The sequence below is a fragment of the Duganella zoogloeoides genome (genome assembly GCF_034479515.1).
GTDB lineage: Bacteria > Pseudomonadota > Gammaproteobacteria > Burkholderiales > Burkholderiaceae_D > Rugamonas > Rugamonas zoogloeoides.
The window spans coordinates 5016187-5032785 of sequence record NZ_CP140152.1 but is presented as its reverse complement, the minus strand read 5'-3'; the positions used below and the strand labels follow the sequence as shown (position 1 = coordinate 5032785).

Genomic DNA, 16599 nt, shown 5'->3' with positions numbered 1-16599 from the left:
GATCTCCACCGATGCGTGACTGCGGCCGGCTATCCGGTACAATCGAGTTGACGTGCTGACAACCCAGCCGTCCGACGTAGCAGGCGCCTTCGGTAATATGGACCACCTATGTTCTCTTTTTTGTTGAGCTTTATCGCTTCCGCACTACTGACCTTGCTGGTAATTAAGGAGTCACGCCTGCATGGGCCGGCACTCGATGCCGTCGCCGGCGTGCAGAAGGTCCATGCGCACCGGGTGGCGCGCATTGGCGGACTGTCGATTTTCCTGGCGGTGGCGCTCAGCTCCGCCATTTCCATCTGGCGCGTGCCCACCATGGGATCGTGGCTGGCGGCTTTGCTGCTGTGCTCGGCCGTAGCGTTCGCCGGCGGCATCGTCGAAGACTACACGGGCCGGGTCAGCCCGGCGCGCCGCCTGCTGCTGACCATGGCCGCCGCTGCGCTCGGCTTTTTCCTGCTCGACGCCCGCATCGACCGCATCGACTGGCCATTTACCGTGCTGCCGCTGGGGTACTGGTGGTTCACCCTGCCGCTGACGGTGCTGGCCGTCTCGGGCATCGCCAACGCCATTAATATCATCGACGGTTTCAATGGACTGGCCAGCGTGGTGTGCATCTGCATGTTGCTGTCGCTTGGCTATGTCGCGCTGCAAGTGAACGACACCTTCGTGCTGGTGGCCGCACTGATGGTGGCCGGCGCCACTGCCGGCTTTTTGATCTGGAACTACCCGGTGGGGCTGATCTTTCTCGGCGACGGCGGCGCCTATTTCATCGGTTTCATGCTGGGCGAACTGGCCTTGTTGCTGGTCATGCGTAATCCCGAGGTATCGACCTGGTATGCGGCGCTGTTGCTGATCTATCCGGCATTTGAAACGCTGTTCTCGGTGTATCGCAGAATGTTTGTACGCGGAAAATCACCGGCAATTCCAGATGGCATACATTTGCACAGCCTGATCTTCCGGCGCGTGGTGCAGTGGGCCGTGGGGCGCAAGGAAGCGCGGGCACTGGTGCGCCGCAATTCGCTGACCTCGCCTTATCTGTGGCTGTTTTCGCTGTCGGCGGTGATACCGGCCACGCTGTTCTGGAATAACACCACCGTATTAATTGCGTGTTGCCTGGTATTTATGGCCAGCTACATCTGGATTTATGTGCGCATCGTGCGTTTTAAAGCGCCGCGCTGGATGATCAGGCATAAGAAACCGTGATCTGTCCCTGATGCAGTAATATATTCTGGCAGTGAAAATATATAGTCATCACTTAAAGGATCAATATGGACTTGAGTAAATTAACTTCTGCACAATTACGTGATTTGCAGGAGCAGTTAAAAGACGAACTGAAGCAGCGCGCCAGCCAGGACCGTTCCGAGGCGCTGGAGCAAATCCACGCCATCGCGCGCAGCGTCGGTTTGCCGCTCAAGGAACTGCTGGGCGCCGCCCAGGTGCGCGGTGGTCGTACCGGACCGGTGGCCGCACGCTACCGCAACCCGGCCGATGCCTCGCAACAGTGGACCGGTCGCGGCCGCCAGCCGAAATGGGTCAAGGATTGGGTGGACGGCGGCAACGATATCGCCGGCCTGAAAATCTGACTCCCTCTGCCGGTCCCGGCAAAACGGCGCCGGGGCTTGCCTGTCGCCGCCATCGCACTTACTATGTCAGCATTATGGCATTGACATCAAGTGGTTAAGTTTTTAGCCACTGCCGCAACTTCCCATCAGGGTTCCTTCCACTCCCGCTTCTCTCTGACGGTTCGCACCGCCAGCAAGGGCACGACTGACATTCATTATGGTTTCCTTATCCAAGACGATCTTCAAGGCTTACGACATCCGCGGCATCATCGATAAAACCCTCGACGAGGGCGTAGCGCGCCAGATCGGCCAGGCCTTCGGCCAGGCGGCCTTGGCCAAGGGCGAGCGAGCCGTGGTGATCGGCCGCGACGGTCGTCTGTCGGGCCCGGCGCTGACAGCGGCGCTGGCGCAGGGCTTGCAAGCGGCCGGTGTCAACGTGATCGACCTGGGCGTGGTAGCCACGCCGATGGTGTATTTCGGCACCAACGTGCTGGGCGCGGCCTCGGGCATCATGGTCACCGGCAGCCACAATCCACCGGACTACAACGGTTTCAAGATGGTGCTCGCCGGCGAGGCCATCCACGGTGAATCGATCACCGCGCTGTACCAGAGCATCGTCGATCACGATGGTTCCCAGGCCGCCGTGCCGGGCAGCTATAGCACCCACGACATCCGCGCCCAGTACCTCGAACGCATCATCGGCGACGTCAAGGTGGCGCGACCGATCAAGATCGCCGTCGATTGCGGCAATGGCGTGGCCGGCGCATTTGCTGGCGACCTGTACCGTGGCATGGGTTGCGAAGTGATCGAACTGTTCTGCGAGGTGGACGGTACCTTCCCCAACCACCATCCCGATCCGGCCCACCCGGAAAACCTGCAAGACCTGATCCGCGCCCTGCAGGAGACCGATGCCGAGATCGGCCTGGCCTTCGACGGCGACGGCGATCGCCTGGGCCTGGTGACCAAGGATGGCCAGATCATTTACCCGGACCGCCAGATGATGTTGTTCGCGGAAGATGTATTGTCGCGTAACCCTGGCGAGCAGATCCTGTACGACGTCAAGTGCACGCGCCACCTGGCACCGTACATCGAGAAGTCGGGCGGCGTGCCACTGATGTACAAGACCGGCCACTCGCTGGTAAAAGCCAAGCTCAAGGAAACCGGTGCGCCACTGGGCGGCGAAATGAGCGGTCATATCTTCTTCAAGGACCGTTGGTACGGTTTCGATGACGGCCTGTACGCCGGCGCCCGCATGCTGGAAATCCTTACCAAACAGGCCGATCCATCGGCGCTGCTCAACGCGCTGCCGCAGTCCGACAGCACGCCCGAGCTGCACCTGCACCTGGCCGAAGGCGAGAACTTCATCGTCATGGACCACTTGCGCGCCAACGCGCAGTTCCCGGGCAACAAGCAGATCATCACCATCGACGGCCTGCGCGTGGAATACGAAGACGGCTTCGGCCTGGCACGTTCGTCCAACACCACGCCGGTGATCGTGATGCGGTTCGAAGCCGAAACGCCGGCCGCACTGGCGCGCATCCAGGGCCAGTTCCGCGATGTGATCCTGGCTGCCAAACCGGACGCCGAGCTGCCGTTCTAAACCCATGGCGACGCAAGCGCGCGGCGGCAAGCCGCTGAATATTTTGCTGGTGCGCGTGTCGTCGCTGGGCGATGTGCTGCACAACCTGCCCATGGTGGCCGACATCGCCCGCCACTTCCCGGACGCCAATATCGACTGGGTGGTGGAGGAGGGCTTTGTCAGCCTGGTGCGGCTCAACCCGCGCGTGCGCACCATCATTCCGTTTGCGCTGCGGCGCTGGCGCAAAAGCCTGGGCAAGCCTGAAACGCGGGCCGAGATCAAGGCGTTTTTCCGCACCCTGCGCGCGCAAGAGTATGACTACGTGTTCGACACCCAGGGCTTGCTCAAGACCGGCGTCATCATGGGTGCGGCGCGCGTGGTCAAGGGCGGGCGCAAGGTCGGCATGGCCAACGGCAGCGAAGGCTCGGGCTACGAAGGCATCTCGCGCATCTTCCACAACCTCAGCGTGCCGACCGACCCGCGCACCCATGCGGTGGCGCGCGGACGCATTGTTGCCGCCGCCGCGCTCGGCTACCCGGTGGACGATGTTGCCAACAATCCGGCCGATTTCGGCCTGGCGCCGTTGGCGGACGATACCCCGCGTCCCGACTGGATGCCGCCCGCGTACGCCGTGTTCTTCCACGGCACCGCGCGTGACGCCAAGAAATGGGCGCCCGACCACTGGATCGCCCTGGGCCGTGCGCTGGCGCCCATGAACGTCCTGCTGCCGTGGGGGTCGCCCAAGGAAAAGGCGGAAGCAGAACACCTGGCCGCCAGCCTGCCCAATGCGCAACTGCTGCCCAAGCTGTCGATGGCGGACGCGGTGCTGCTGGCGCGCCGCGCCGACCTGGTGATCGGCGTCGATACCGGCCTGACCCACATCGCTGCCGCCTTCGTGCGGCCCACGGTGGAAATCTATGCCGATTCGCCGCGCTGGAAGACCGAAGGCAACTGGTCGCCGCGCATCATCAACCTGGGCGACACCGGCACGCCACCCACGGCGGACCAGGTGCTGGCCGCCGCCCGCTCCCTGCTGGCCGGGACCTGACATGCGCCTGCTCTATACATTGGCGTGGTGGCTGGCCCTGCCGCTGGTGCTGGCGCGCCTGTGGCTGCGCGGCCGCCGCGAACCGGGCTACCGCCAGCACTGGGCCGAGCGCCTGGGACTGTATGGCAAGGCTGCGACATCTTCTGCCGCACCGGTGTTGTGGGTGCACGCGGTTTCGGTAGGCGAAACGCGCGCCGCCGAGCCGCTGGTCAATGCCTTGCTGGCCGAATATCCGCATGGCCGCATCGTGCTCACCCACATGACGCCCACCGGCCGCGACACCGGCCGCACGCTGTTCGCCAGGCATGGCGCGCGGCTGGTGCAAGCCTATCTGCCGTACGACACCGGCCTGATGGTGTCCGGCTTCATCCGGCATTTCAAGCCGTCGGTATGCATCCTGATGGAAACCGAGGTGTGGCCGAACCTGATCGCCACGTGCGGCCGGCGCGGCGTGCCGGTGGTGCTGGCCAATGCCCGCCTGTCGCAGCGGTCGCTGGGCAAGGCGCAGCGCCTCGGTGCGCTGATCCGCGCGGCGGCGCAAGGGATCACCCTGGTGGCCGCGCAGACAGAAGCCGATGCCGCGCGCGTGCGGTCGCTTGGCGTGCCACGCGTGGAAGTCACGGGCAGCATCAAGTTCGACGTGGTGGTGCCGCCGGCGGCGCTGGCCGTGGGCGCCACCTTGCGCGCGGCCATCGGCGCGCGGCCGGTGCTGCTGTGCGCCAGCACCCGCGATGGCGAAGAAGCGTTGGTCCTGGAAGCCTTCCGCCGCGACCGCGCCGCGCTGCCGGCCAAAACCTTGTTGCTGATCGTGCCGCGCCATCCGCAGCGCTTTGACGACGTGGAAAAAATGATCGGCTGGCAGGGGCTCAATGTACAGCGCCGCAGTACGCTGGAGCCGAGCGCATCGCTGGCAGCCCATATCGACGTGATGCTCGGTGATACGATGGGGGAGATGTTTGCGTACTACGACGTGTGCGACGTCGCTTTCGTGGGCGGCAGCCTGCTGCCGCTGGGCGGCCAGAACCTGATCGAACCGGCCGCGCTGGGCAAGCCGGTACTGATCGGCCCGCACACCTTCAATTTCGAGCTGGTGACACAGGAGGCAGTGGCCGCCGGCGGCGCCATGCGCGTGGCGGACGCCCCCGAACTGATGGCGCAGGCGGCAAGCCTGCTCAACGATATGGAAGCGCGCAGCGCCATGGGTGCCAGGGCGCTGGCATTCGCCAGCCAGCACCGCGGCGCCACCGCGCGCACGCTGGTGCTGTTGCAGCCGCTGCTGCGCAGCACAGCGGGCGATCAGTAACCCATTTTGCCGGCTGCTTGCTGCAGCGTGGTGTCGAGCTGCTTGCGGATTGCTGCAGCAGTACGCTGCTCCACGGCGGGGTCCTGCAGGCTCGACAAATCGTAGTTGAGTCCGATTTCCGTAGCAGGTACGCTGCCGTCCGGGCCGCCGGACATCCGGATTTCCTCGCCATTCTTGTCCAGCAGTGCCAGCACGATGCGCGCATGGATGGTGGCCGCACCCACATTTTCCTTGTTCATGGTCCTGGTGCGGATGCCCATGCCGCGCGCATAGGGGTTGTCGCTGGTGGTATCGAGGACCACGAACACTAGGTCGGCACCGGTGTCGCGCGCGATCGCCTGCAATTCGGGCTTGACGCGATGGGTGAGGGAGACCCAGGGGGTGCCGCCGTTCAATTTTTCCGCCAGCGCGGTATCGGGCGGGACCGCAACGACCGACCATTGCGGACGGGCCGCTTGCAGGCGCTGCTCCACCACGCGCAACGCAGTGCGGTTCAATTCGCCTTTCTGATCGACGACCTTTTGGTCGTTATTGAACACGGTCAGGCCGAAGTGGACCACCGGCGTCTTTTCCTCGAGCAGCGACACGATGGCGACTTTTTTGATATTGCGGTCCTCCTCAGCGGTGCGCGGCGGCGTCGCCGAGCAGCCGCTCAGTACCGAGGCGAACACGAGCAGTGTGACAGTGGAAGGGAAAAGCTGGCGCAGGCGTTGAACGAACATGATTTCCTGATAGGAATGATAGTAAGGCGCCTATTTTGCTGCCTCCATATCATTTCTGACCAGAACAATTTAATTCATGAGGCACACGCCCAACAATCTCAACCGCCGCCGATACCTGCGATGATGACGCCGGTTCCGCCACAATTGGCACAGGCAACGCGATCGCCATCCTGCTCCAGCTGACCACTGCCGTGACAAATCGGACAGACATCTTCACCAGTGCCGGGCGTACCGGCGGGCGCATCATCGCCGGGATTGCGTGTAACAGCGTTTGCCATGACGACCTCGAAAAATAAAAGGAAGTGTCATTTTCACACGTTAGCCTGACAAGCCGCACTCGTTTCGACTAAGCAACTGGACTAGTTGAACAGCACCGGCAGTTCCTGCGCCCGTTTGCGCAGCAGGTTGCGGGCGTCGTCGTATTCTGGATAAATCTGGCCCACCGTGTCCCAGAAGGCGGCGCTGTGGTTCATTTCCAGCGTGTGCGCCAGTTCGTGCGCGACCACGTAGTCGATCAGCGGCAGCGAGAAGTGGATCAGTTTCCAATTGAGGCGGATCTTGCGGTCGGCCGTGCACGAGCCCCAGCGGGTGCCGGCCGATGACAGGCCGAACGAGCTGTAGTGCACTCCCAGCCTTTCCGCGTATAAATCCAGACGCTGCACGAACAACTGCTTCGCTTCGTGCTGGTACCACGCTTTGACGCGCTCCTTGAGCGTGTGTTCGGTGGCGCCCGGCAGCAGCACCATGGTCAGTTCGCGCGTGGCGGCATCGAAACTGCTGCGGTAGCGGCCGCCGACCAGCAGGCGCAGCGTGATGTCGGCGCCAAGGTAGGGCAGCTGGGCGCCGTCGATCCATTCTACCGGCGGCTTTTGCAGCCGGGCGGCGCGGCGTTCACGGCGTTCCTTGAGCTTGGCCAGGATCCAGCCCTGCTTGGTGCGGATGGCGTTGTCGATCTCGGTAATTGTCACGCGCTTGGGGGCGGTCACGCGCAGGCCGTCGTCGTCGATCATGAAACCGATCGAGCGGCGCGTCGAGCGGCGCAGTTCGTATTCGAGGATGAATTCGCCTACTTGCAACTGGCGCTTGGAGCTGTGTTCCGGCGGGGGCGCCGGCGTGCGGGACTTGACGGGCACGGCGATTGCGGGCGGGACCGATGGCGTTACATGCGGTGTGAGGTGCGGTACGAGGTGCGGCGTATGGGGCGACGTAGCAGACGGCGTGACCGGCTGGCTCACATAGGGCGAAACCGGCGGCGGCTTGGCGGCCGGCGGGGGTACCGACCAGACCGGCGCCGTGTACACCGAGCGGGGCGGCGGGGCCGCCTCGCGGCCGAACAGGTCGGGCTGGTCGATAGCAGCAGCCGCGGCGGGCTGTGCCGCCGTCGCTGTCTGCGCTGGCACCTGCTGGTGCAGCGGGTCTGACCGTGTCAGGTCGTCGAGCCAGCGTTGTAGGCGTGGGGCGAAATGACGCGCATTTCTGATTCTATCCAATTTTCCACCTGTTGCATCATGCCGTCCGGCGTTTGTCCTTCGGAAGAAATAGGCTTGCCAATCGATACTGTAACAAGCCCGGGCCGTTTGATGAAAGAATTTTTTGGCCAGCATTCGCCCGAGTTGTGGGCGATCGGTACCACCACCGCGCCGGTGGCGATCGCCAGCCGGGTGCCGCCGCTCTTGTACTTGCCGGCCTGGCCCACGGGAATCCGTGTCCCTTCAGGGAACATGATGATCCACTGGCCGTCGGCCAGCCGTTTTTTGCCGATCCGCACCACGTGCTTGAAGGCGTTCTTGCCCTGCTTACGGTCGATCGGAATCATGCGCATCAGCGCCATGGCCCAGCCGAAGAACGGAATGTACAGGATCTCTTTCTTGAACACGAACACCAGCGGACGCGGCAAGTTGGGCAGCAGGAAGATGGTTTCCCACGCCGACTGGTGCTTCGACAGCACCACGGCCGGCGCATCCGGGAAGTTTTCGGCGCCGCGGATTTCGTAACGGATGCCGCAGATCACCTTCAGGCACCAGACGATGAACACGTTCCAGCGCGATGTGACCCAGAAGCGCTTGTTGTAAGGCAGCGGCGCGGCCAGGAAGCATACCAGCGACCAGATCACGGTGGCCACGATCATCACGATGGTGAACAGCAGCGAACGCAAAAATAAAACGGGATGACCCAATGCAGACTCCAGATACTTTTATTGATTGATGGCAGGCGCCGGTGTAGTCGTTGGTGTGGCTGCGGCGGCAGTCTTGAGCAGGTGCGCCACCATGGCCGCCAGGTCCGCGAACACTTGCGTGCCGGGCGGCAGGCCGCCGGTGGCCTGGGTTTTTTCGCCCTTGCCGGTCAACACCAGGTACGGCACGCAGCCGCTGACATACCCCGCCTGCAGGTCGCGCAGCGAATCGCCCACCACCGGCACGCCTTTGAGACTGAGCTTGTAGCGCTGGGCGATTTCGGAAAACATGCCCGGCTTCGGTTTGCGGCAATCGCAGTTGTCGGCCGCCGCGTGCGGACAGAAAAATACCGCGTCGATATCGGCGCCCACTTGCTGCGCCAGGCTGTGCATCTTGTGGTGGATGGCGTTGAGGGTGGCCATGTCGAACAGTTCGCGGGCGATGCCCGACTGGTTCGACGCGATGACCACCCGGTAGCCGGCCTGGTTCAGGCGCGCGATCGCCTCGAGCGAGCCGGGCACCGGGATCCACTCGGCCGGCGACTTGATGAAGTCGGGCGAGTCGTGGTTGATCACGCCGTCACGGTCGAGAATGATCAGTTTCAAGGAAGGGGCGCCCATTTACGCCGCCAGCTTCGAAATGTCGGCCACGCGGTTCATCATGCCGTGCAGCGACGACAGCAAGGCCAGGCGGTTGTTGCGCAGGGCAACGTCCTCGGCCATCACCATCACATCGTTGAAAAAGGCATCGACCGCGTCGCGCAGTTGCGCCAGGGTTTTCAGTGCGTCTTCAAAGTCGCCGCGGATGAACGCCGCGTCGATGTCGGGCTGCACGCGGGTGACCGCAGCAGCCAGGTCTTTTTCGGCCTGGTCTTGCAGCAGGGCGGTATCGACGACAAGCGCGCCCACGGCAGCCAGCGCTGCTTCGTTCTTTTTCAGGATGTTGGTGATGCGCTTGTTGGCGGCAGCCAGCGAGGCCGCTTCCGGCAGCGCGGCAAACGCTTTCACTGCTTCCAGGCGCTGCACGATGTCGTCCAGGCGGTCCGGGTTTTGCGCCACGACCGCTTCGATTTCATTCGGCGAGAAGCCGCGTTCGCGCAGGATGCCGCGCAGGCGGTCCATCATGAAGGCGGAGACGTCACGCGCCGGATCGGTAAAGCCGGCCACGCCGGTGAACTGCTGGGCCGACGCTTCGAGCAGGCCGCTGATCGACAGGATCAGGCGTTTTTCGATCAGCATGCGCAGCACACCGAGGGCATGGCGGCGCAGCGCGAACGGGTCCTTGTCGCCGGTCGGCTGCAGGCCGATCGACCAGATGCCCACCAGGGTTTCGAGCTTGTCGGCCAGCGCCACCGCAGTGCCGGTGACGGTGGACGGCAGCGCGTCGCCGGCAAAGCGCGGCTGGTAGTGTTCGGACGCTGCCAGCGCCACGTCTTCCGGCTCGCCGTCGTTGCGGGCGTAGTAGGTGCCCATGATGCCTTGCAGCTCGGGGAACTCGCCGACCATGTCGGTCAGCAGGTCGGCCTTCGACAGCTTGGCGGCGCGGGTGGCCATGGCGGTGTCGCCGCCGATCTGGGTGGCGATGAAGCCGGCCAGGCCCGAGACGCGCTCGCTGCGCTCGGCTTGCGTGCCCAGCTTGTTGTGGTACACGACGTTCTTGAGCAGGGGCAGGCGCGACTCCAGTGTCTTCTTCTTGTCCTGCTCGAAGAAGAACTTGGCGTCGGACAGGCGCGGGCGCACCACGCGCTCGTTACCGCCGATAATCGCCTGCGGGGTGTCGGTGGCGATGTTGGAGACGATCAGGAAGCGCGAACGCAGCTTGCCGTCGGCATCGGTCAGCGCAAAGTATTTCTGGTTGGTCTGCATGGTGAGGATCAGGCATTCCTGCGGCACGGCCAGGAACTCTTCCTCGAAATGGCAGGCGTACACCACCGGCCATTCGACCAGGGCAGTCACTTCGTCGAGCAGCGCTTCGGGCATCAGCACCTGGTCGGCGCCGGCGGCGGCCAGCAACTCGGCGCGGATTTTTTCCTTGCGCTGGTCCACGCCGGCCAAAACTTTTCCTTGTGCTGCAAGGGTGGCGGCATAGCTGTCGGCGTCGCTGATGGTGACGTCGCGCTGGCCGGGAGCGGTCAGGAAGCGGTGGCCTTCGGTCACGTTCGATGCGGTCAAACCCAGCAGGCTCAAAGGCAGCACGGTGGCCCCATGCAGCGCGACCAGGCGGTGCGCCGGGCGCACGAACTGCACGGTGGCGCCGTCGGGACGCTGGTAGCTCATTACTTTCGGGATAGGCAGCTTGGCCACCGATTCTTCCAGCGCCGCTTGCAGGCCTGCTTGCAGCGCGCTGCCGGCGGCGGTGTAGGTGTAGAAGAAGCTCTCGGCCTTGCCGTCCTGGGCGCGCTCGAGTTCGGCCACGGTCAGGTTGGGGAAGCCCAGCGCGTTCAGTTTTTTCGCCAGCGGTGCGGTCGGGTTGCCCGATGCATCGAGCGCCACCGACACCGGCAGCACTTTTTCGCGGATCGATTTATCGGGCGACGTGGCGCGCACGCGGGTGATGGACACGGCCAGGCGGCGCGGCGTGGCGTACGACGTGGCGACGCTGTCCGCTTCCAGGTAGTCGCGCGATTTCAGGCCGTTGACGATGCCGTCGGCAAATGCCTTGCCCAGTTTGGCAAGCGCCTTGGGTGGCAGTTCTTCGGTCAGCAGTTCGATGAGCAGGGTGTGAGTCATGTTATTCAATTCTGATTATTCAGTAGCTGCAGCGGGAGCCAGCGGGAAACCGAGGCGTTCGCGCGATTCGTAATACGCTTGCGCAACCAGGCGCGACAGGGCGCGTACACGGCCGATGTAGGCGGCGCGCTCGGTCACGGAAATGGCGCCGCGCGCGTCGAGCAGGTTGAAGCTGTGCGAGGCCTTCATGATCTGCTCGTAAGCTGGCAAGGTCAGCTGCGCTTCGATCAGGCGCTTGGCTTCGGACTCGTGGTTGTTGAACTGGGCAAACAGCAGCTCGGTGTTCGAATGCTCGAAGTTGTAGGCCGACTGTTCCACTTCATTTTGATGGAAGACATCGCCGTACTTCAACGTCTTGGTGACCGGTTCGCCGGCCGCCCCGTTTTCTTCCCAGGTGGTCCACACCAGGTCGTACATGTTTTCCACACCCTGCAGGTACATTGCCAGGCGTTCGACACCATAGGTGATTTCGCCGAGCACCGGCTTGCAGTCGAGGCCGCCTACTTGCTGGAAGTACGTAAATTGCGTCACTTCCATGCCGTTCAGCCACACTTCCCAACCGAGTCCCCAGGCGCCCAGGGTTGGCGACTCCCAGTCGTCTTCCACGAAACGCACGTCGTTCTGCTTCAGGTCCAGGCCCAGCGCAGCCAGCGAACCGAGGTACAGGTCGAGGATGTTTTCCGGCGCCGGCTTCATCACCACCTGGTACTGGTAGTAGTGCTGGCCGCGATTCGGATTTTCGCCGTAGCGGCCATCCTTGGGACGGCGCGACGGCTGCACATAGGCGGCGCGCCATGGCTCGGGGCCGATGGCGCGCAGGAAGGTGCCGGTGTGGAACGTGCCGGCGCCGACTTCCATGTCGTAGGGCTGGAGCAGGGCGCAACCTTGCTGGTCCCAATAGGTTTGCAAGGTCAGGATAATTTGTTGGAATGTCAGCATCGTGTGTGGTCTAGGGCGCGCCAGGTGGGCGGGCGCGCGGGTTGCAGTTTCACTAAAGGAGCAATTTTAGCGGGTTTTACGGGGGCTGGCGCCAAACTATCGGCTCCTACGCTGCGGCGGCGGCGTTTTTCGCCGTCCGTGACCGTTTTGCCCACAGCCACGCTCCGCCCAATGACAGCAGCGCCAGCGCCAGGAACAATTTATTGCCCAGCACAATGTACGGCGTGGTGCCCGCCATGCCCTGGACGTTGGCGGCCAGCGTGCCGGTGGTGTTCACCGCCAGCTGTTCGCGCACGACGCCGCGGCCATCGATAATGGCGGTGGCGCCGGTATTGGTGGCGCGCAGCATCGGGCGTCCCGTTTCCAGCGTGCGCATCTGCGAGATCTGCAAATGCTGGGGGATGGCGATGGTGTCGCCAAACCAGGCCAGGTTCGAGACGTTGAGCAGCATGGTGGCCGGCTGCTGGCCCTGCGCCGGGGTGTTCAGTTGCGCGGCGATTTCCTCGCCAAACAAGTCCTCGTAGCAGATATTGGGCAACACCAGCTGGTCGCGGATGGCAAACGCGGGCTGGATGTCCGGGCCGCTGGTCTGGTCGCCGAGCGGGATCGACATCAGGTTGACGAACCAGCGGAAGCCCCACGGGATGAACTCGCCGTACGGCACCAGGTGGTGCTTGTCGTAGCGGTAGTAGCCGCCCGCCACCTGCGCCGCGCCCGGGTTGGCGGCGATGCCGAGTACGCTGTTGAAATACGCGGTGCGGCTGTCGGCCATCGGGATGCCGAGGATCAGGTTGCTATTGGTCTGGTGCATGAATTGCGCCAGGCCGGGCAGGTAGTCGGGCGGCAGTTGCTGCGGCAGCATGACGATGGCCGTTTCCGGCGTGGCGATCAGGTCGGCCGGCGCGGCGGTAATCGCGTCCTGGTACTGGCGCATCACGGCCGCCACGCGCGAGCCGTCGAATTTTTCTGCCTGTGGCACATTGCCCTGGATCAGGCGCACCGAGATGAGGTTGCCTTGCGGGTGGGTCCAGGTGATAAAGCCCAGGCCGACGCCAACCACCGACACTACCACTACCAGTGCCAGCGCGCGCAGGCGGGTACGGTGGAATACCAGCAGCAGGGCGCCGGCGATCAGCGCCGCCAGCCAGCCCAGGCCATACACGCCAACGATGGGCGCGAATCCGGCAAGAGGGCTGTGATTGTGCGCATAGCCCGACGACAGCCAAGGGAAACCGGTAAACAACCAGCCGCGCAGCCACTCGAACAGCGCCCACAAGGCCGGCAGCAGCAGCAAGTTGGCGGCCGGCAGCGGCAGCGCCCATTTTTTGCGCAGCCAGGCAGCCGTGCCCATGGCCAGCGCCACGTAAATGCCCATGGCCCAGGCCAGCAGGGCGACAGCGACCGCCGCCAGCGGTGCGGCCATGCCGCCGTGGTCATGCAGGGAAACGTAGAGCCAGTGGACGCCGGCGGCGGTCCAGCCGAAGCCGAACGCCCAACCGATCAGGCCGGCAGCTTTGACGCTGCTGCTGCGCAGGACCTGGTAGAACAGGGTGGCCAGGCCCAGGATTTCCAGTGGCCACCAGCCGAACGGCGCAAAGCCCAGCACGCACAGCGCGCCGGCCAGGGCCGTGACGAGCATGCGGCCCTGGGTGCTGCGCTGTGGCTTGGGTGGAGCGTTGGGATCGGCGCGGCGAAAGCGCATTACAGGACGTCGCCGTCGCTTGGGGCCGGTGGCAGTTTTTCCACCAGCAGCACGTGGATCTGGCGGGCGTCGGCACGCAGGACTTCGAAGCGCAAGCCCTGGTAATTGAAGACGTCGCCCTTGTGCGGCATGCGTGACAGGTGCTTGGCGACCAGGCCGCCAATGGTGTCGACATCGTCGTCCGGCAGTTCGGTATCGAGCTCTTCGTTGAATTGCGCGATCTCGGTCAGTGCCTTGACGCGCCAGCGTGGTCCGCGCGGACCTTCCTTGATCGACAGGATGTTGTCTTCTTCCTCATCGAAGTCGTACTCGTCTTCGATGTCGCCGACGATTTGCTCGAGCACGTCCTCGATGGTGATCAGGCCGGCAACACCGCTGTATTCATCGACCACGATGGCCATGTGGTTGTGGGTGGCGCGGAAGTCGCGCAACAGCACATTGAGGCGTTTCGATTCGGGGATGAACACGGCCGGGCGCAGCATGGCGCGCACGTCGAACGATTCTTCGGCATAGTAGCGCAGCAGGTCTTTGGCCAGCAGGATGCCGATTACCTTGTCGCGCTCGCCTTCGATGGCGGGAAAGCGCGAGTGGGCGGTTTCCAGCACGATCGGCATCCATTCCTCGATCGGGCGGGAAATGTCGATCACGTCCATTTGCGAACGCGGCACCATGATGTCGCGGGCGGACAGGTCGGACACCTGGAACACGCCTTCGATCATCGACAAGGCGTCGGCGTCGATCAGGTTGCGTTCGTGGGCGTCATGGAGAACCTCGAGCAGTTCCGCGCGGTTCTCGGGCTCGGGGGAGATAAAGGCGGTCAGGCGTTCAAACAGCGACCGATGGGGTTTGGCGTCAGTTTTGACGCCACTAGAGTGCTCTTGCATAGTAGGCGTGAGCCATTGTTTTGAAGGGGTATAGGATACACCAAATGGTGTCGATCAGAGGCTTTTGTCAAAAAAACCAGCCATGTTCGCGGAAGTTCCTACTGTTGACCGGTCTTCTCCTGGACATAAGGATCGGCAAAACCGAGCGTTCCCAGCAGTTCCGTTTCGAGCGTTTCCATCTCGGTCGCTTCCTCGTCGTCCTCGTGGTCATAGCCCTGGGCGTGCAGCACGCCGTGCACGATCAGGTGCGCCGTGTGTTCTTCCACCGTCTTGTTCTGTTCGGCTGCTTCCCGCTCCAGCACGTCGGTGCACAGGATGATGTCGGCCACGGTGGGCGCATCGTCCGGCAATTCTTCACCTTCGTTGTAGGCGAAGGTGAGCACGTTGGTGGCGTAGTCCTTGCCGCGATAGTCGCGGTTCAGGGTGCGGCCTTCGTCGGCATCGACAAAGCGGATGGTCAGCTCGGCCGGCGCGAACAGCGCGGCGCCGATCCAGCGCTTGAGCTTGGCACGGGTGACCAGGGTTTTCAGGCGCGGATCGGGATATTGCACCGACAGCGTCAGTGACTGCGGACTATTTTTTTCGGACATTTTTCAGGGCGGTGGTTTTGAGCAGGGGGGCGATTTCCGCCTCGTGGTTTTGCGCGGTCTCGTAGGCATCGACAATCCGGCCCACCAGCGGGTGGCGCACCACGTCTTCGCTGGTGAAGTGGCTGAAGGCCACGCCGCGCACGTCCTTGAGCACCTGGACTGCATCGACCAGGCCGCTTTTCTGGCTCTTGTGCAAGTCGACTTGCGTGACGTCGCCGGTCACCACGGCCTTGCTGCCGAAGCCGATCCGGGTGAGGAACATCTTCATTTGTTCGACCGTGGTGTTCTGCGCCTCGTCGAGGATGACGAATGCGTGGTTGAGCGTGCGCCCGCGCATGTACGCCAGCGGAGCGATCTCGATCACCTGTTTCTCGAACATCTTCTGGGTGCGGTCGAAGCCGAGCAGGTCGTACAGCGCGTCGTACAGCGGGCGCAGGTACGGATCGACTTTTTGGGTCAGGTCGCCGGGCAGGAAGCCCAGGCGTTCGCCCGCTTCCACGGCGGGGCGGGTGAGGATGATGCGCTTGACGGCGTCGCGTTCGAGCGCATCGACCGCGCAGGCCACGGCCAGGTAGGTTTTGCCGGTGCCGGCCGGACCCACGCCGAAGCTGATGTCGTGCTCGAGGATGTTGCGCAGGTAGCGGATCTGGTGCGGCGTGCGTCCGCGCAGGTCGGCGCGGCGGGTTTTCAGCACCGGGCTGTTGATGTCGGGCTCGACGAACGGCGCGGCAGCCACCACGCGCGCGGCTTCCTTCACGGGTGCGGACGCATCCGAGGTGGCGGCGGACGCGGCTGCGGCAGCAGCGTTGAGGCCGGCTCGTTGCTCGACCAGCGCCAGTTGCACTTCCTCGATCGGCACCACCTTGTTGGCGATGGCGTAGAACTTTTCGAGGATTTGCACCGCGCGTTCGGCGTTGTAGCCGCTGACGATGAATTTCTCGCCGCGCCGGAAAATGGTGACATCCAGCGCCGCCGAAATCTGGCGCAGGTTTTCGTCGAGGGGGCCGCACAGGTGGGCCAGGCGCGTGTTATCGAGCGGCTCGGGGACGAAGTAGTGCGGCTGGATTGGGGTCTTGGTTTTCAATGGCGTTGGGCTTTATGGAGGAGGGGGCGCCGGTGCGCGTAGCCGCTAGTTTAGCGTAAAACGACCGGCCGCCGCCCTTGCGTGCGCCACGTAGCCGCCCGCTGTGTTGGAATGGCATGGTTGCCATGTTTTCTACATGGCGATTGATGCCGCACAATCTTGCTTCGAGCGGTCTATCGGACAGCCCGGCTTTTGCGCATAGAATAATATTGCTTTAAAAGCAATTCACAGAAAAGTCTGAAAAGTCCATTTGTTAATTATTGAAAACTCTAAGTTTTCCTTAAGT

At 63.4% G+C, this 16599-nt stretch carries 16 protein-coding genes; 5 read left to right on the top strand and 11 right to left on the bottom strand.

Going from position 1 to position 16599, the window contains the following annotated elements:
• The first annotated feature begins 108 nt into the window (after window positions 1-108).
• The 5 genes from SR858_RS22235 to waaA all read left to right on the top strand — a co-directional run bounded on the left by SR858_RS22235 (window position 109) and on the right by waaA (window position 5489).
• On the top strand, window positions 109-1200 hold the full coding sequence (locus SR858_RS22235) for an MraY family glycosyltransferase (protein WP_026637201.1): 1092 nt from the start codon (window positions 109-111) through the stop codon (window positions 1198-1200).
• Window positions 1201-1265: 65 nt separating this feature from the next.
• Window positions 1266-1580, top strand: coding sequence for an H-NS histone family protein (locus SR858_RS22230; RefSeq protein WP_026637202.1), 315 nt, complete (start codon window positions 1266-1268; stop codon window positions 1578-1580).
• A 196-nt stretch (window positions 1581-1776) separates the two neighbouring features.
• Complete coding sequence (locus SR858_RS22225) at window positions 1777-3159, top strand: phosphomannomutase/phosphoglucomutase (RefSeq protein WP_019921351.1); 1383 nt, start codon at window positions 1777-1779, stop codon at window positions 3157-3159.
• A gap of 4 nt (window positions 3160-3163) precedes the next feature.
• Window positions 3164-4186, top strand: coding sequence for a lipopolysaccharide heptosyltransferase I (waaC, locus tag SR858_RS22220; RefSeq protein WP_019921352.1), 1023 nt, complete (start codon window positions 3164-3166; stop codon window positions 4184-4186).
• A 1-nt stretch (window position 4187) separates the two neighbouring features.
• The gene (waaA, locus tag SR858_RS22215) at window positions 4188-5489 is read left to right on the top strand and encodes a lipid IV(A) 3-deoxy-D-manno-octulosonic acid transferase (RefSeq protein WP_019921353.1); all 1302 of its coding nucleotides are present in this window, start codon (window positions 4188-4190) and stop codon (window positions 5487-5489) included.
• Here waaA and SR858_RS22210 read toward each other — a convergent pair.
• The 11 genes from SR858_RS22210 to SR858_RS22160 form a co-directional block, all read right to left on the bottom strand.
• On the bottom strand, window positions 5483-6211 hold the full coding sequence (locus tag SR858_RS22210) for a hypothetical protein (RefSeq protein WP_019921354.1): 729 nt from the start codon (window positions 6209-6211) through the stop codon (window positions 5483-5485). The genes waaA and SR858_RS22210 overlap by 7 nt on opposite strands.
• Before the next feature lie 98 nt (window positions 6212-6309).
• Window positions 6310-6489, bottom strand: a complete 180-nt coding sequence (locus tag SR858_RS22205) for a hypothetical protein (protein ID WP_084669928.1) — start codon at window positions 6487-6489, stop codon at window positions 6310-6312.
• 81 nt (window positions 6490-6570) lie between these two features.
• Window positions 6571-7611, bottom strand: coding sequence for a M48 family metallopeptidase (locus SR858_RS22200; protein ID WP_019921355.1), 1041 nt, complete (start codon window positions 7609-7611; stop codon window positions 6571-6573).
• Window positions 7612-7637: 26 nt separating this feature from the next.
• Window positions 7638-8339, bottom strand: a complete 702-nt coding sequence (locus tag SR858_RS22195; RefSeq protein ID WP_373922119.1) for a lysophospholipid acyltransferase family protein — start codon at window positions 8337-8339, stop codon at window positions 7638-7640.
• A gap of 66 nt (window positions 8340-8405) precedes the next feature.
• Window positions 8406-8990 carry a D-glycero-beta-D-manno-heptose 1,7-bisphosphate 7-phosphatase gene (gmhB, locus tag SR858_RS22190; protein WP_040377751.1) on the bottom strand — a complete coding sequence of 195 codons (585 nt, stop codon included), beginning with the start codon at window positions 8988-8990 and terminating at the stop codon, window positions 8406-8408.
• A gap of 15 nt (window positions 8991-9005) precedes the next feature.
• The gene (gene glyS / locus SR858_RS22185) at window positions 9006-11114 is read right to left on the bottom strand and encodes a glycine--tRNA ligase subunit beta (RefSeq protein WP_019921358.1); all 2109 of its coding nucleotides are present in this window, start codon (window positions 11112-11114) and stop codon (window positions 9006-9008) included.
• A 15-nt stretch (window positions 11115-11129) separates the two neighbouring features.
• Entirely contained in the window at window positions 11130-12053 is a 924-nt protein-coding gene (gene glyQ / locus SR858_RS22180) for a glycine--tRNA ligase subunit alpha (protein WP_019921359.1), read from the bottom strand.
• 106 nt (window positions 12054-12159) lie between these two features.
• Window positions 12160-13755 carry an apolipoprotein N-acyltransferase gene (gene lnt, locus SR858_RS22175; protein ID WP_019921360.1) on the bottom strand — a complete coding sequence of 532 codons (1596 nt, stop codon included), beginning with the start codon at window positions 13753-13755 and terminating at the stop codon, window positions 12160-12162.
• A complete protein-coding gene (locus SR858_RS22170; protein ID WP_019921361.1) occupies window positions 13755-14639 on the bottom strand; it encodes an HlyC/CorC family transporter in 885 nt (294 codons plus the stop codon). The genes lnt and SR858_RS22170 overlap by 1 nt, the downstream gene beginning before the upstream one ends.
• Window positions 14640-14737: 98 nt before the next feature.
• Window positions 14738-15229: an rRNA maturation RNase YbeY gene (ybeY, locus tag SR858_RS22165; RefSeq protein ID WP_019921362.1), complete on the bottom strand. Its 492-nt coding sequence runs from the start codon at window positions 15227-15229 to the stop codon at window positions 14738-14740.
• Window positions 15213-16313: a PhoH family protein gene (locus tag SR858_RS22160; protein WP_019921363.1), complete on the bottom strand. Its 1101-nt coding sequence runs from the start codon at window positions 16311-16313 to the stop codon at window positions 15213-15215. Before SR858_RS22160 ends, ybeY begins: the two co-directional genes overlap by 17 nt.
• Between the last annotated feature and the right edge of the window lie 286 nt (window positions 16314-16599).

Coding starts and splice junctions, on each gene's coding strand:
- glyQ (WP_019921359.1), bottom strand. CDS start 12,053: ATGCTGACATTCCAACAAATTATCCTGACCTTGCAAACCTATTGGGAC.
- SR858_RS22225 (WP_019921351.1), top strand. CDS start 1,777: ATGGTTTCCTTATCCAAGACGATCTTCAAGGCTTACGACATCCGCGGC.
- ybeY (WP_019921362.1), bottom strand. CDS start 15,229: ATGTCCGAAAAAAATAGTCCGCAGTCACTGACGCTGTCGGTGCAATAT.
- SR858_RS22205 (WP_084669928.1), bottom strand. CDS start 6,489: ATGGCAAACGCTGTTACACGCAATCCCGGCGATGATGCGCCCGCCGGT.
- SR858_RS22170 (WP_019921361.1), bottom strand. CDS start 14,639: ATGCAAGAGCACTCTAGTGGCGTCAAAACTGACGCCAAACCCCATCGG.
- waaA (WP_019921353.1), top strand. CDS start 4,188: ATGCGCCTGCTCTATACATTGGCGTGGTGGCTGGCCCTGCCGCTGGTG.
- SR858_RS22210 (WP_019921354.1), bottom strand. CDS start 6,211: ATGTTCGTTCAACGCCTGCGCCAGCTTTTCCCTTCCACTGTCACACTG.
- SR858_RS22195 (WP_373922119.1), bottom strand. CDS start 8,339: ATGATCGTGGCCACCGTGATCTGGTCGCTGGTATGCTTCCTGGCCGCG.
- glyS (WP_019921358.1), bottom strand. CDS start 11,114: ATGACTCACACCCTGCTCATCGAACTGCTGACCGAAGAACTGCCACCC.
- waaC (WP_019921352.1), top strand. CDS start 3,164: ATGGCGACGCAAGCGCGCGGCGGCAAGCCGCTGAATATTTTGCTGGTG.
- lnt (WP_019921360.1), bottom strand. CDS start 13,755: ATGCGCTTTCGCCGCGCCGATCCCAACGCTCCACCCAAGCCACAGCGC.
- SR858_RS22235 (WP_026637201.1), top strand. CDS start 109: ATGTTCTCTTTTTTGTTGAGCTTTATCGCTTCCGCACTACTGACCTTG.
- SR858_RS22230 (WP_026637202.1), top strand. CDS start 1,266: ATGGACTTGAGTAAATTAACTTCTGCACAATTACGTGATTTGCAGGAG.